Source organism: Chryseobacterium sp. Leaf394 (genome assembly GCF_001424105.1).
Classification (GTDB): Bacteria; Bacteroidota; Bacteroidia; order Flavobacteriales; family Weeksellaceae; genus Chryseobacterium.
The window spans coordinates 2,172,864-2,188,833 of record NZ_LMQH01000011.1 but is presented as its reverse complement, the minus strand read 5'-3'; the positions used below and the strand labels follow the sequence as shown (position 1 = coordinate 2,188,833).

Here is a 15,970-nt window from a genome sequence, read left to right as displayed (position 1 = left end):
AATTTCGAAAATAAATGGGAGTACTTGTTACCAACGAGACTGTAAAACAATTGTTTCATATTGCGCAGTCTATCGCCAGAGAAAATTACAACGCAACTTACGACGGGCCTCATATTCTGCAGGCTTTAATGCACAAAGATATTGGTCTGAATGAATTTTTAAAAAACATTGATAAAGATCCCGGATATTTTTATGAATGGGCAGACGTGCGTCTTGAAGAATATCCCAAAACATCGCATCTCCCGTCTGAAGTAAAGGAAGGTGATTCTGTTGACCGTCTTTTGGATGAGGCCGACGATATCAGACTGAAACTGGGTCTTGATGAAATTTCTCCAATCTGCATACTTACAGCAATCGTAAAACCTGAAGTATCATTTTCGCTTCAGCAATTAAAGTCTCTTCCTTTGAGAGAGCATGAAATCTTTAATTTATACAGAAAAGATACGCCTTACGAAAGTATTGATAACGGAGATTTTTCTTCTTTATTAAATGGCAGCAGTCATTCAGATAGTAATTTTCCATCCATTAAAAATTATTGTGTAGACAGGACTGCACAGGCCAGAAACGGTGAAATTGAAAACATTATCGGCCGTGATAAAGAACTCAGAATGTTGGTCGAAATTCTTTGTAGAAGAACCAAACCTAATGTAATCATCATTGGTGAGCCCGGAGTTGGTAAAACAGCTTTGGTAGAAGGTTTCGCAACTGAAATTATCAAAGGAAATGTTCCGGAAATGCTTAAAAATGCAACACTTTTGGAGCTGGACACCGGAGCTTTGCTGGCAGGTACGTCCTATAAAGGTGAAATTGAAGACCGTCTGAAAAAAGTAATCAACGAATGCAAGAAAATTGAAAAAGCAGTTTTGTTTATTGATGAAATCCACTCACTTCTCGATCCGAAAGGAAGTATAGGAAATATCGGAAATATCCTGAAACCTGAACTTGCTAGAGGCGAAATTACCGTTATAGGAGCAACCACTCAGGAAGAATATAGAAAAATTATTGAGCCTGAACAGGCCTTTAACAGAAGGTTTGAAGTTTTAACCGTTTTGGAACCGGATGAAAAAACCTGTGTTAAAATGATTGACGTTCTCTTGGATGGCTACAAAAAACACCACGGGATTGAAGTTGAAAAAACGGCCCTTCCGGAGTGCGTGCGTTTGGCAAAACGTTATTCAAAAGGAAAAAGACTTCCCGACGCTGCAATTGATCTTCTAGACAGAACGATGGCTGCCATCAAAATGCTTGACGAACTTTCAGAAAAAGAACTCGACAGCTGGAATACGATTTATAAAGAGATTTTAACCGAAGAATATCTTGATGATAAAGATAAAGCAGATGAACTTATCTGGAACTATAATTTACTGAGAGATAAAATCAGTCCGATTTTGTGGGGTTCTCTGAGTGAACAGCCTCAGATCGACAACTCTATGGCGGTGGAAGAAATTCAGAAGATTATCGAGCAAACGTATGCAGAACTTCTGGAACATGCAGCGGTAAAAAGAGAAAAAGTTGGCCGTCTTGAACTCGCGGCGGTAATGGCTGCAAAAACCAGTATTCCGATTGGTAAAATTCAGGCGCAGGAAAAAGAAAAACTTCTGAATATGGAAGGTCTTCTGATGAACAGAGTTGTTGGTCAGGATCATGCACTGAAAATTCTTTCGGATGCGATTGTAGAAAACCGAAGCGGATTAAACAAACCGGGGCAGCCAATTGGTTCATTTTTCCTTTTAGGTCCAACAGGAACGGGGAAAACTGAGTTGGCAAAGTCTATGGCAGAACTTCTTTTTAACGACGAAAAAGCAATGGTCCGTTTTGATATGTCTGAATTTAAAGAAGAACATTCTGCAGCATTACTTTACGGTGCGCCTCCGGGTTACGTTGGTTACGAAGAAGGTGGAATGTTAGTGAATAAAATCAGACAGCAACCTTATACCGTAGTTCTGTTTGATGAAATTGAAAAAGCGCATCACTCGGTTTTTGATGTTTTCCTGCAGATCATGGATGAAGGAAAAGTGCATGATAAATTAGGAAAAGAAGGAGATTTCAGCAATGCCCTGATTTTATTTACGTCAAATATTGGCAGTGAAGAAATCGTGAAACAGTTTGAAGAAGGCAAAATTCCTGAATCAAAATCTCTCATGCAGATCATGTCTAATTCAGGACGCTTCAGACCAGAATTTTTAGCAAGAATCACAGAAATTATTCCTTTCGCGCCGATCACAGAATCGATGGCGGAGAGAATTTTCAATATTCAGCTTAAATCACTTCACAATTCTTTATTCAGATTGGGTATGAGCCTGAAAATTTCAGACGAAGCTGTGAAAGGTCTGGCTTTAGGAGGTTTCAGCAGTAAATACGGCGCAAGACAGATTTCCGGTATCATCAGGTCACAGCTGGCAAGGCCAATTTCAAAAATGATCGTAAAAGAAGAAGTTAAAGCAGGACAAACCCTCAATGTAGAATGGAATCCTGAAGAAGAGCAAACCGTCTGGACAGTAAATTAAATTATTTTGAAAAAGCATATCCGATGAAGACGGGATTTAAAATTTTGCTCACTGTAATTTTCACTGCGGGCTTTTCACAGCCGGGTTTTTCACAGTTTTTAAATGCTTCGGATACTTCCGAAAGCAGCGTGAGAAAATACCAGAATATCATCAGCTCCAATAAAGAAATTGTAGAATTCATCGAATATTCTATGGTGGAAAAAGGTCTGCCCAAACATTTGCGGAATCTTGCACTCATTGAGTCAAATTTTAACCGAAATATTACATCAAGTGCCGGAGCGGTCGGTGTTTGGCAGTTTATGACTGCTCATGCAAATCAATATGGTCTTACTGAGCAGCAACGAACGGATCTTTACAGAAGTACAAAAACAGCAGCCATTTCTCTCGCAGATCTGTACAGAAAGTACAATAATTGGGTGACGGTGGTTGCTGCCTACAACTGTGGTGAGGGAAATATCGCCAAAGCCATGCGAAATGCAGGATCTACACAGTATCATGTCTTTTCAAAATACCTTCCGGCCGAAACGGTAAATCATGTTAAAAAATACCTGAATGTCTGTTTCGCAACCGGAGAACTGAATGCTGTACTCACAGATTACAACAATTCCAGAATGAAAAAAGTATTTCTGGATGGCAGTGGAAGCGGAAAAACAATTTCCTCACTTACAGAAACTGAAATTAATGCAGGATTTAATCTTAAAATTATTGCAGAAGAATTAAAAATTGAATTCTCCCAACTGATTGAATGGAATCCTGAACTTGAACAGCAGTTGAAAGAAGATGGTGAAGGTTTTTTGAGACTTCCTGTAGATCTGATGCCTGATTATCTTTTGAAAAAGAACAGGATTCTGGCCAGATCGGTGAGAGAATCATCCAACAACCATCAAAAATAATCGTAGTTCTACGACATCAAATCGTAGAATTACTACACTTTTTCAGATTTCCTTCAAATTATTTGAAAATCTTTCTGAGACATTCTATCTTTGAAATACGAAATGTAAAAAACCACAAAGTTTAATTAAAAAAAATTTACAAAATGGCACTTAATTCAAGAGGAATCTTAAAATTCAACGGAGGAGAGGGACAGAAATTATTAAAACTGAACTACAGTGTTTCCAGATCTACGGATGTTTCTGGTAGAGTAGCTTCAGATCCGTCCAACGCAATTATCAAAATTACAGTGGAAGCGACAGAGAAATCCGACATTCTGGAATCTCTGCTCAACGGAAAGTACAAGCCGACAACCGGAGAAATTACTTTCAACAAATCTCACGAAGAAGGAACTTTAATTACTTTAAACTGGGAAAATGGTTATGTGATTCAACATGAGGTAGATTTTGACGCTACAGATGAAAACTCGATGTACATCAGTTTCGTAGTGAGCGCAGAGCAAATCAATTATGGTAATTCAGCTTACGAAGGTCTTTGGCCGTCAAGCTAAGCAAACCAACTTTTCAGTATTAATGTATACAAAAGCAGGACTGTCAATTTATTTGACAGTCTTTTTTTGATGTTAATTATTTTCAATTAATCCAAATCAATAAAAATTGAAAAATATATTTTTTTACCACAGTATAAATTATGAGTCCCGCATCCCGCATCCCGGACCTCGAACTCCGAACCCCGAATCTTAAATCTTGAATTTTAAATTTTGAATCGCCAGTCGTAGAACTACTACACAAAATCGTAGAACTACTACAAAATCTGAGATAATTGATTTTTAGGATGAATTTTTAAAAATGTGGTTCTATCTTTGGAATACCAAAAGCAACAGATCACAAAATATTAATTTTTAAAAAATTTACATTATGGCACTTAATTCAAGAGGAATCTTAAAATTCAATGGAGGCGAAGGACAGAAATTATTAAAGCTGAATTACAGCGTATCAAGATCTACTGATGTTTCAGGTAGAGTAGCATCAGACCCTTCCAACGCATTAATCAGAGTAACTGTAGAAGCTACAGAAAAATCTGACATCCTTGAGTCATTACTTAACGGTAAATATAAACCGACAACGGGTGAAATCACTTTCAACAAATCTCACGAAGAAGGTACGTTGATCACTTTGAACTGGGAAAACGGTTACGTTATTCAGCATGAAGTAGATTTTGACGGAACAGATGAAAACTCAATGTACATCAGTTTCGTAGTGAGTGCAGAGTCAATCAATTATGGTAATTCTGCTTACACAGGTCTTTGGCCATCCGCTTAAAAAAAAATCAGAGTTTTATAGTTATTAAGGGAACGAAGACTGTCATATTTAAAAAAGGCAGTCTTTTTTGTCTGTAAGATTTAAATTTATGTTAATATTTTTTAAAAACTAAAAATTGTCTGTGTATAATTTTTAAATGTTGCTGAAAAATAATTATCTTTATTATCACACAATCACATTATTATGACTACAAATCCGGAAAACAGAAACGGGAGCGGTTTCCGTCCGTCCCAAAATGCTGAAAATATAGCTGCCCATCAACATACCGGTATTAACCGTCTTGTAAAACTTTCTTTGGTTATTGAGGGTAAAGTGATCAAATATTACAAACATTTCAGCCTGAAGCAAAGTGCCAACCGTCATCATGAATTTAAAATTACTTTAGCTCATGACGCATTGGGAGGAAGACAGACCCACACTCTTGAAGACGCCAACGAGTTTCTCGGAAAAAGATTAACTGCCGTTATTTCTTATAAAGATGTTCAAAACAGTCCTGAAAGAACTTTCGTGGGCGTAATTACCGGAGTTTCGTTCAGTCAGGAGCAAATGAGTTTGGGAAATATTGTACTAAAAGGTTTTAGCCCTACGATTTTGCTGGATGGCGCACCTCATATTCAAAGTTTTGGAGGCGGAAAGTCTGCAAGCATCGGGATTATAGCTGATGAAGTCATTCAACAGGGTTTAGACAAAAGTAAATTTGATGTAAGAATTGATACCAACGATTATTCACAAATTGTGTACACCAGCCAATATAATGAGAGTCATTACAACTATCTGGCAAGAATGGCAGAAGCGTATGGCGAACAGTTTTTTTACGATGGCGAAGTCCTACATTTCGGTAAACTTCCCCCGCAGAATGCTCCGGTAAAACTGATTTATGGAAGCAGTGCTCAGGATGTGGAAGTAGAATTAAAAGCACTGCATACAAAACCTCAATACTACGGTTACAACAGCAGTAAAAACGAAAAATTAACTTCGGGAGCAACACCCGTTCAGCATGTCGGTGATTTGGCAAAAACAGCATATCAGCACAACGATTCTATCTTTAAAACACCTTCGCTGCAGGTAGCTCCAATTAAAGCATCCACCAATCTTGATGTGGAATATTCACAAAGAAGTACGTCAGGAAGTGAGGCGGTGAATGTCTTTTCAGTATCAGGGAAAACCACTGTTCCTTTTCTTCATCCTGGCTGTGTTGCAGATATTCAGATGAGAAAAATTGATACAAACGAAAGCTCATATTTTACCAAAATAATGATCACTGAAACGACTCACGATATTGATACCATTGGTCATTACAGCGGAAGTTTTCAGGGTATTGCCGCAGATACAGGTTTCTTACCAAAACCCGAATTCACAGTTCCCATTGCTCAGCCACAGATTGCTACAGTAATTTCAAACACCGATCCGGAAGGGCAGGGCAGAGTGCAGGTGAGATTTGACTGGCAGATGAATGATACTACCAATTTCATAAGAATGATGAGTCCTGATGCGGGAGGTACAGATCAGATTACACAAAACCGGGGCTACGTTGCGATCCCGGAAGTTGGCGATCAGGTAATGGTGAATTTCGTTCACAATCATCCAGACCGGCCTTTTGTGATGGGTGGAATGTTTCATGGCGGAACAGCTTTAGGCGGATTTGCTGATAACAGAGTGAAATCTATTATGACGAGAAGTGGTCACAAAGTAGTTTTTACAGAAGACGAAAGTATTATCATCACCGATAAATCTGGCAATGAGATTCATCTGGATACGACCGGAAGCAACATCAACATTACTGCTCCGGAAACGATGACTTTAAACTGTAAGAATATGTTTATTAATGTGGGAGAAAATATGACTACGACTGTTGGTAGAGATCAGTCTGATACTATTGGTATGAACAGATCACAAAGCATCGGAATGAATGCTACCCAAAGTGTTGGGGCAATGAAAATGACTTCTGTGTTGGGAGATACAAGCATGTTTATTACAGGGAAACTGACGGAGATGATTCAGGGAGATCTTTACAGCGAAACTGCCAAAGGGAAAACCGTAGTAAATAGTGAAGGTGGCATAGAAACTTCCAGTAATGGAAAAATTGTGAAACATGCTCAAAACAGTATTGAGAACAGAAGTGGAGAAAAAGGCAAGAGCTTTTAGCCTAATTCTCATTTGGATTTAATAAAAAATCGCAGGTTTAAAATATAAAGATTATGAGCCGTACAAGGATTGTGCAAGGGAAAATACACGAAAGCACGGGTGAACTTTCCTACTTTTCAAAGTCGGGTATTTCTGAAAATGCAGCGATGCAATATGCTGAAAACTCTGCGGCTTCTATTCACGAAGCAGGAAATCCTGAAACTCCTCCGAAGCCGGAAGAAAAAACGTATAATTATCCTATTCTTATTTTACAGGGATCGAGAAGAAAAGGCAGAAACAGAGATAATTCCGGGACAGCAACTGATATGCTTTTTAACGATTATACGAGTGATGAAGCAGGATATCAGCGTCTCAGAACACAGCTGTACAATGAAACATATAATACGGAAAAACAGGATGGATGGCTCGACTGGAGCTCCAGAAAAGATAATGCATCCGGCGATGCCGATTTCAGAATCAATAAGATCAAAGAGTATAACGCAAAATCTGAAGGCGATCTTTTTAACATATTTAAAGGAGATATAGGATATTTTTCAATGGGAAAAATTCAAACCGTTGCTGAACTCATGGTCGAAAGGATGCGGGAAAACACTGGGGCAGATTTTACCCATACAGATCTTACAAAAGCAGTTATTGCGCACCAGAATTCTATAAATTTTATTGCTGCCATTCACTCAAATATCCGCGATTATTTACGGGAGAATCAAGGTGAAATTTCCGGTCTTGAGATCAAAGATGACGGCAAAGGTGTTTTATATGAGATGCTGGTGGAAGATAATGTGAGCAGTCCAAGATTTAGTGATAAGTTCAGTGGTTTAGGAATTACAATTAATGATGTGTGGGCGTACCAGGTTTTTATAAAAAAATATACAAAAACCAATAATCATTATCAGATGGAGCTTCAGTACATTTATTGGGATCACTTTGGTTTAGATTATCCTGATATTCAAAAGTACGACAACAACATATTTTTTGCATGGTTCGTCCTTCAGCATTTTAAAGGTTACAAGCCTTTTATTACAAAAATTGATATGAAAGGTACTATCTCGGGATTTGTTTAATTTCAATACATCAAAATGAAATATTTTTTTTTAATCATAACATTTTTCACAGTTATTAAATGCAAGACATCGATGGAAAAAGCCAACATTCAATCTATAGACTCTGAATTTAATCAGAGGTCAGAATTTAATTTTAAATATTTTGAAATTTCAGATTACAGTAATCTAACTGATGAAGACCTTACTAATCAGTTGAAATCGTTTGCTGATCTTTCACAGCAATCAAGTACAGGTAATAAAGAGGTAACCTGTTTTTTCTACAGGAAAAAAACTGTGGGTGGATATGCTGATGAAATTCGTAGGGCTGCAGAAGAAAATGAATTTGGCGGAATTGAAGGTTCAGAAAAAGATTTGGTAGCTAAAATAAGATATAGAATTAGCGGAACTGAAAAACTTCAGGATATTCTGATTTATAAAAACAATAAAATGACAAAAAAAACGGAGTTTAAAAACTGACTGTCTTATTCTTCGAGTCTTTTTAAATCATTTTTTTTGGATTTCCAATTTACCTTCTGGTAAAAGCATTATATAATAAAAAACACAAATTTTAAAGAAAAATTAATGAGTAGAATAAGAATTGTTCAGGGAAAGATATTCGAAAGTATCGGAGAAGATTTTACCTATTATTCCGAATCGGATATCAACGAATACTCTGATGAATATCACTCTGAAAAAAGCGAAACATTAATTAAGAAAGATGGTAATCCATCCAAACCCCCTGCAGGGGAAATCACAGCTAAGTGCCTGATACAATTCAGACCTCATAACAACTGGAAGGGCGAATACGGTTTTGATTGGATAAGGGTAGGTGATACAGGGCAGGCTGGTGATAAAAAATGGTATCGAGATATCATGGGAAATTATACCTACCCAGAGACGAAATATGGATTTGATTACTGCAATCCCACCTTTCATAATAAAACTTCAGAATATGACAGATTAGTGACATCAGAATTCAGGAAAATGATTGTGTCATGGAAGAAAAATGGGAGGTATCCATTTTATTACGTTGTTCCATACCTTTCATTACTGCCGAATTATACAGCTAAGTTACAGTTAAAAATAGAGATTGAAGAAGAGCCTGAAAAATTTGAGATAGAATATAATACTGATTATTTTACTGTCAAAATACTTAAGCCACTTCCTTTATCTGTAGGTAAACATACGGTAGATCAGTGTTTGGATATTACCTGCACGAATGAATTTATAAGTGATCAGGAAATAATTATAAAAGCATATAAAAATGGAGAAGGAAAAGATGTGGGAAAGTTAATAGTTGTGAAAAATAGCACATCCAATCAGCGGGAAATCAAAGTTACATTGGTTAGTATAATTAAAGGAAAGGAAAAACCAAATTTATCTGTAGAAACGAATTTCTTAGAAAAAATTCTGCGACAATCTTATATTATTCCAACTTTTCAATATAGTTCAATAAGCATTAATCCAAAAGTTGATTTGGGAAAGTACTTTCTCCAAAACACTGATACATATGATATACTCAATAAAAAACTACGAGATAAAGTAAACTTGCATGGTGCTAAAAACAATGGATTTTTTGATGATTCATTTCGGCTATTTTTTTCCACAGATATCTGTGAAGATTTTTCATGTAATGAAAAGGGATTTTTATTGGGTCAGGTAGAATATATTCCGGACAAAAAATTTTTGAAATCTGCAGTTTTACCTAGCGTTATCATCTTCGATCAGAAAAAATTTGCTTTAAAAAGACCAGAAGCAGCTCATTTAGCCAAGAGCACAGCAATGCATGAGCTTTTACATGCTATGGGGCTTCACCATACTTTTGATGAAAAAAGTAAATATGGTTTCAAACAATTTGAAACAGATAATATAATGGACTATAGTGACTTAGAGACTAATATAACAGCAAAACAAACATACAGATGGCAATGGCAGATTTTAAAAAATATATTACCATAAAGATTACAGTAATTTTCATATTAATGTCGTGTGAGAAAAATACCATAAATGGGCAAACAAATACTATCAGTTTGGAAAAAAAAGAGCAAATGAAAAAGAGAGATAATTACAGCGATAAAAAATTTGATATTAAGAAATACGAAAAACAAATATCTGAAAATCCTACTTATCAAAGCTTTATCAGGGCGAGTGATGAAACAGAGGTTGAACAATATTATATTTTGAAAGAAGAGTACGATTTTAAAGCCTATGAACAAAAGTACGTAGATTCATATATAGAGAAAGAGACAGACAAAAATGGATTTATTACTTTCTATAGTTTTTATCAAGATGGAAAAATTAAAGAAACTGAGTTCCATTTCTCGGAAATTGAATATGGAGTATGGAAAAAATACGATACAGATGGATTTATTATTAGTGAGATTAATAAAGATGAAAATTATCCTTTTTCATTACTGAAGGTGATAGAATTTGCAAATAAAAAAGGTAGGGATTCGATTAAAGGTGGCGGTACGTTTTCCCGTAATTTCAGTCAAACGCACAAAAAATACGTTTATAACGTGGAGCTCTACCTCCGTAATAACAAAGATCCACATACACAAATATACACTTTAGACGCTGCTGATGGTAAAATCTTAGAACAGGAACGAAAAGGGATACCAAGAATAGTTTTGTAGTTCATTAAAATTAATAAAAAGATACTGCACAGTTATCTCTAGTCATAAATTAGTGATGTTAAAAAACTATGTTAAACATAACTCCCAAATTTGTTTTTCAAAGTATTTTTGCATATTCAAAAGTTAGTAGATTTTTCTCAATAAAGGGAATTGAATTCAGGGCAATTTGATCACTTTCTAAATAATATCAGGCGGAGTAGCAAAATTTGTCAAACATTGGTAATCTTCCGAAAAAATTACAGAGAGTAATGGCACTACCTCAACAAAATATCTTATTTTTTCTTCACAAAACTGAACCGAATAAATGGCAGTGGGATTTAATAAAAAACAATTATAATGAATGCTTACTACTATCTTTTCAGCATAATAATGTTGACTTTATCCTGTAATTCAAAAAGTCAAGATTTGACAGAGTCGGGAAAGGGAGTTACTAAAATTAACGAAAAAAAGATGACTGTGAAAATATTTAATATTCCTGAGTACGAAAAGAAGCTAAAAGCAAACCCTGATTATATAGGTTACAAAACCAAAGAAAATGTTGAAGTAAAACAAAACTACATGTTGGATGATCAACATTTTGGAGGAGATTATAATCCAAAATATGTTATAGAATATTTACATAGTGAGAAATTCCCAGATGGATTTACGGATTCTTATATTTTTAATAAGGACGGTTTTTTAACAGAGTATGAGAGATATTTTGATGATATCGAAACAGGCATTTGGAAAAAATATCTTGAAGGTAAGATAGTAAGTCAGGAAAATAAGGATATCAATTACCCATTTTCTATTGATGATGTAATTCTTTTCAGTAAAAAAAATAATGGTGATCTTAGTAAGTCTGGTTCATTCAAACGTTCTTATGACGATCAACAGAAAATATATATTTATACAATCGAATGGGTAGTAAAAAATGTAGAAAAGCCATATACCCAAGGCTTTGTTTTAAATGGTGGTGATGGTAAAATTATTAAGACATACCGTAAAGATTCCCCAAGAATAAAAATGTGACAGTATATTACTAAAATTAATTTCAAATTTTTTTCCGAACAATTCAGAATTATAATCAAGGGTATATTTTTGTTTAATTTAAATTATTAAAACTTAAACTCAAGCTGATGAAAAAAAAGAAATTGATCATTTTTACATTCCTCGTAATCTTTATTGTTTTGCTGGTCAGATACGGATTTCTAATAGTTTTATGGCTTACAACTCCTGGTGATGGAGAGATGACACTCAATGAAAAAGTATTATTCGAAAAGATTAAAAAAGATACTCAGGCAAAGGATGTGTGGAGAGAACCGAAATATAATATGACGCATCCAAAAGATACCACAACTTATACTGTTGTTGTTAATGGGATTCCCGGTCATGCAGATACAATTTCTTTAAAGGATAAAGCTCAAAGCATACGATCTGAAATAAATAAGTTAAATCTGCATCCCAACTTTTACAGGTACCATGTCCTGTATAAAAGCACTGATGGAAAAGAATATTATTTTAAATTCTTGCGGTAAGTGTTCCCCTTAAAAAAGATATTCAAAAATTATTAATCATTCAAAAGTGGTACTCACTGACCGTTTGATGAGTATTTGTAAGCAAACGTAAAATCAATCATTACGAATACAGCATAACGTAGTATTAAAGAAGCACAAACAGTCATCATTAACATCAGGAAACTTAAACACCTGTCATTCCAATCCAAAAAAACTTTATCTTTGCCTTTATGATTTTACGCGGAGAAAACTTAATCAAAGAATACGGTCCAAAAAAAGTAGTAAAAGGCGTTTCTGTACAGGTTCAGCAGGGAGAAATTGTAGGTTTGCTCGGCCCGAACGGTGCCGGAAAAACGACCTCATTTTATATGATTGTTGGTTTGGTTAAGCCTACTTCGGGAAAAATTTTCCTCGACAAACAGGAAATTACCACCGATGCCATGTACCGCCGTGCCCAAAAAGGAATCGGTTATCTCGCGCAGGAAGCTTCCGTTTTCAGAAAACTGTCTGTGGAAGACAATATTCTCGGTGTTCTGCAGCTTACAAAACTTTCAAAAAAGCAACAGCAAATCAAATGTGATGAGCTGATTGAAGAGTTTTCACTTCAACATGTGAGAAAAAACCGTGGTGATTTACTTTCCGGAGGTGAAAGACGTAGAACTGAAATCGCAAGATGTCTTGCAACCGATCCGAGTTTCATTCTTTTGGATGAACCTTTCGCCGGAGTTGACCCGATTGCAGTGGAAGATATTCAGAAAATTGTAAGAAGTTTAACCGATAAAAACATCGGAATTCTGATCACCGATCACAACGTACAGCAGACTTTGGCGATTACCAACAAAACCTACATTATGTTTGAAGGTAAAATCCTGAAAGAAGGTTTACCTGAAGAACTCGCAAATGATCCGCAGGTACGTGAAGCGTATTTGGGTGAAAACTTCGTCTACCAAAGTATTTTCGACAAGCCAAGCAAGAAAACTTATGCCTACAATATCTGGGCAGGGAATTTTGATTCAAAATCTCAGCTTCAGGGTTTTGTTAACGACAATTTTGCGCAGTTTGATGATTTAAGACTGATGCACGGTTTTGAAGATATCAGTTTTGCATCATTAGGAAATTCAGATATTCAGCATATTTTTGCTGACGTTGTCGATAAAAATGCCAACAATTCTTTTGTCTTCCAAAAGAAAGAAATCAATTCAAACTATTCATTAGAACAGGCAGAAGCAGATTCAAAAGCAGCCAGCAAATCTGAATTGCATTATCTGACGACTTATGTTTTTGAAGGGTAAATTATAATCTTAAAAGTTTTTTTATAGAGATTTTTTCGTGAGAATAATTTCCATTTTGGCAAATTCAAAAGTTATTGGGAGTTTGTGAATTTAATTGTTAATGAGCACTATATGAAACGTTATTCAGAGAAACTATTTGCGATTATAATATTACTATTTTTTAACGTAATTTTTTCTCAAAATTTTTATGGAACTGTTCAGAAAGAAAATGGATTTATTTTAATGTCTGAAAAACTAAATATTGAATACTATTTCAAAAGAGTTTTATAGAATGAAAATGAAATCGAAAACCTAAATCAAAATCAATTTGAGGAATTGAAAAGTTCAATTAAAAATTATAATTTCGAAAATAAAAATTGGACCAAAACGGAACTTGGAAATAACTTCCTTATTCTAAAAAATGATAAAAAAAATATACTTTCGAAAGACAGCATTATAATATATTCTTCAAAAAATAATTTATCGAAAATTGAAACAAATAATATTTGGAAGAAAGTTAAAAGATATAACGAAAATGTAAACGAATGGCGACATTTTCCTATTTCGCTTTCTGAAGTTATTTATAGTTTCGACAAAAAATTAGCAATGATTTTAATTAATCGCGGAAATAGTGGTGGTAGTTTAGACGTGTACGAAAATATTAATGATAATTGGATTCTAATTGATAAAATATATAGATGGAGTCATTAAGAGTATTGCCTGACATTGAAAATTGTTGCACCACTTTCAATTGATGTAAAATTTCACTTGCCAAAAAATATTTTAAAACGTACCTTTTCTCTCAGAAACGGTACGTTTTTCATTTAAAACCAATTCATGGCAAAACCTTTCACACGCGCACTCAGTATTTTCGGGATTTACAGACAGCTGAAACCTTTCATCAAGCCGTATCGCCTGATGATTTATGGTACTTTGTTTCTTACTTTTTTAGGAGCAATCACGGCTCAGGTCAACGCGGTAGTTTTAAAATATACGGTTGATGAAGTGGAAAAATTAACCAAACTTCCCAGTCCGATGTCGGAGGGAATTCATGTGCTTTTAATTATTTCTGCCATACTTTTAGGAAAAGAAATTGCGAATATTTTTATCAGTTTCGGACAGAAATTTTATGGTGAAAAAATCAGAATTAATGTGAGTTCTGTTTTAGCACAATCTGCAATTGATAAAATTTTAACCTACAAAGTTGCCTATTTCAGTGATGAAAACCACGCCTCCGGAAAATTACAGACCAGAATCGACCGTGGAATTGAAAGTTTAACGAAGCTTGTTCAGAACTTTTTCATCGATATTTTACCGATGTTTTCCAATGCGATTATCGCTTTGGTTATAATGTACATGCAGAACGTGTACGTCGGTTTGGTTTCCACAATTATTGTCCCGATTTATTTTTATGTCACCTCAATGCAGGCTAAAAAACTGGGTGGCGTAAGAAGGCAGCTTCGGAACCAGCGTGAACAGAAGACTTCTGGATTATTAAATTTAATCAATTCCATTTTGGTGATCAAAAGTTTCGTACGTGAAAAATTTGAAGGCAAAAAACAGTTTGATCTGCAGATGCAACTCATGGACAGCCAGATGTACACCCGGAAAACCAGTTTTATCTACGAAGGTTTAAAGACATTCATCGAGCAGATTGGTGTGGTTTTGATTATTTTACTGACGGTTTATTTGGTTTTGAACCAGCAAATGACTTTGGGCGCTATCATGCTTCACATCATGTTGTTCAACAATGTTTCTTCGCCGATCAGACAGCTTCACAGAATTTATGATGACATGAATGATGCGATGATTTACGCGGAAGGTTATTTTGAAATTTTAAATGCAGACGAAGAAGCGGAGCCCAACGGAACGCTGAAAGAAGCCATGACTTTTGAAAATTTTGAGCTCAAAAACGTCAATTTCACGTATCCAAACGGAACTCAGGCTTTACACAACGTTTCTATGGCCATCGAAAACGGAAAAACCACAGCTTTAGTCGGCTTAAGTGGAGCCGGAAAGTCCACTATCATCAATCTTTTATGTAAATTTTATCTTCCCGATACTGGCGAAATTTTATTGGATGGAATTAATCTGAATCAGTACGACAATGCTTATCTGCGAAATGATATCGGTTTGGTTTTACAGAAAAACCATATTTTTCAGGGAAGTATTGAAGACAACATCCGTTACGGAAATATGAATGCAGGTTTTGAGGAAATTGAAGAAGCCGCTAAAAAAGCCTATCTCCACGATCAGATTTTAGATTTACCCGAAAAATACCAGCACGATGCCACCCAGCTTTCGGGCGGACAGCAACAGAGAATTGCGATTGCCAGATTATTTTTAAAAAATCCACCGATTATTTTTCTGGATGAGCCAACTGCCAGTTTGGATGCGATTGCCACTGAACAGATTAAAAACTCTTTAGAAGCGATTAAAGAAGGAAGAACGGTGGTAATTATTTCGCACTCGCTTTCCCAGATTTTAGATTCAGATAAAATTTATGTGATGAAAAAAGGACACGTGGTTGAAAGCGGAACGCATGATGAACTGGTGCAATTAAACGGAACGTATAGAGAAATTTTTGATGCTTCTGCAAGGAGTTTGAATCTGGATAAACTGATGAATACGTTTAAGGATAATTAATTTTGCTAAAACGCTA

At 35.4% G+C, this 15,970-nt stretch carries 13 protein-coding genes and 1 pseudogene; all 14 read left to right on the top strand.

What is annotated here, in order from left to right:
- The first annotated feature begins 14 nt into the window (after nucleotides 1-14).
- Nucleotides 15-2,507 (top strand): ATP-dependent Clp protease ATP-binding subunit, encoded by a 2,493-nt coding sequence (locus ASG21_RS14640; RefSeq protein ID WP_056081668.1) that lies wholly within the window; start codon nucleotides 15-17, stop codon nucleotides 2,505-2,507.
- Nucleotides 2,508-2,530: 23 nt separating this feature from the next.
- Nucleotides 2,531-3,400, top strand: coding sequence for a lytic transglycosylase domain-containing protein (locus tag ASG21_RS14635; RefSeq protein ID WP_056081664.1), 870 nt, complete (start codon nucleotides 2,531-2,533; stop codon nucleotides 3,398-3,400).
- A gap of 143 nt (nucleotides 3,401-3,543) precedes the next feature.
- Nucleotides 3,544-3,948 carry a type VI secretion system tube protein TssD gene (gene tssD, locus ASG21_RS14630; RefSeq protein ID WP_056081657.1) on the top strand — a complete coding sequence of 135 codons (405 nt, stop codon included), beginning with the start codon at nucleotides 3,544-3,546 and terminating at the stop codon, nucleotides 3,946-3,948.
- A gap of 367 nt (nucleotides 3,949-4,315) precedes the next feature.
- Complete coding sequence (tssD, locus tag ASG21_RS14625) at nucleotides 4,316-4,720, top strand: type VI secretion system tube protein TssD (RefSeq protein WP_056081656.1); 405 nt, start codon at nucleotides 4,316-4,318, stop codon at nucleotides 4,718-4,720.
- A 183-nt stretch (nucleotides 4,721-4,903) separates the two neighbouring features.
- On the top strand, nucleotides 4,904-6,865 hold the full coding sequence (locus tag ASG21_RS14620; RefSeq protein WP_056081653.1) for a phage baseplate assembly protein V: 1,962 nt from the start codon (nucleotides 4,904-4,906) through the stop codon (nucleotides 6,863-6,865).
- A 53-nt stretch (nucleotides 6,866-6,918) separates the two neighbouring features.
- The gene (locus ASG21_RS14615; RefSeq protein ID WP_056081651.1) at nucleotides 6,919-7,926 is read left to right on the top strand and encodes a DUF3289 family protein; all 1,008 of its coding nucleotides are present in this window, start codon (nucleotides 6,919-6,921) and stop codon (nucleotides 7,924-7,926) included.
- 72 nt (nucleotides 7,927-7,998) lie between these two features.
- Nucleotides 7,999-8,382, top strand: a complete 384-nt coding sequence (locus tag ASG21_RS14610) for a hypothetical protein (RefSeq protein ID WP_056081648.1) — start codon at nucleotides 7,999-8,001, stop codon at nucleotides 8,380-8,382.
- A gap of 105 nt (nucleotides 8,383-8,487) precedes the next feature.
- Nucleotides 8,488-9,864 carry a hypothetical protein gene (locus tag ASG21_RS14605; protein WP_056081645.1) on the top strand — a complete coding sequence of 459 codons (1,377 nt, stop codon included), beginning with the start codon at nucleotides 8,488-8,490 and terminating at the stop codon, nucleotides 9,862-9,864.
- Nucleotides 9,828-10,541, top strand: coding sequence for a hypothetical protein (locus tag ASG21_RS14600; protein WP_056081642.1), 714 nt, complete (start codon nucleotides 9,828-9,830; stop codon nucleotides 10,539-10,541). Before ASG21_RS14605 ends, ASG21_RS14600 begins: the two co-directional genes overlap by 37 nt.
- A 336-nt stretch (nucleotides 10,542-10,877) precedes the next feature.
- Nucleotides 10,878-11,552, top strand: a complete 675-nt coding sequence (locus ASG21_RS14595) for a hypothetical protein (protein WP_128414310.1) — start codon at nucleotides 10,878-10,880, stop codon at nucleotides 11,550-11,552.
- Between the two features lie 107 nt (nucleotides 11,553-11,659).
- On the top strand, nucleotides 11,660-12,058 hold the full coding sequence (locus ASG21_RS14590; protein ID WP_056081636.1) for a hypothetical protein: 399 nt from the start codon (nucleotides 11,660-11,662) through the stop codon (nucleotides 12,056-12,058).
- A gap of 209 nt (nucleotides 12,059-12,267) precedes the next feature.
- Nucleotides 12,268-12,993: pseudogene (gene lptB, locus ASG21_RS14585) on the top strand (LPS export ABC transporter ATP-binding protein); the annotation flags it as partial.
- A 651-nt stretch (nucleotides 12,994-13,644) separates the two neighbouring features.
- Nucleotides 13,645-14,019, top strand: coding sequence for a hypothetical protein (locus tag ASG21_RS14580; protein ID WP_056081633.1), 375 nt, complete (start codon nucleotides 13,645-13,647; stop codon nucleotides 14,017-14,019).
- Nucleotides 14,020-14,145: 126 nt separating this feature from the next.
- Complete coding sequence (locus ASG21_RS14575) at nucleotides 14,146-15,954, top strand: ABC transporter ATP-binding protein (protein WP_185113731.1); 1,809 nt, start codon at nucleotides 14,146-14,148, stop codon at nucleotides 15,952-15,954.
- Nucleotides 15,955-15,970: the final 16 nt, after the last annotated feature.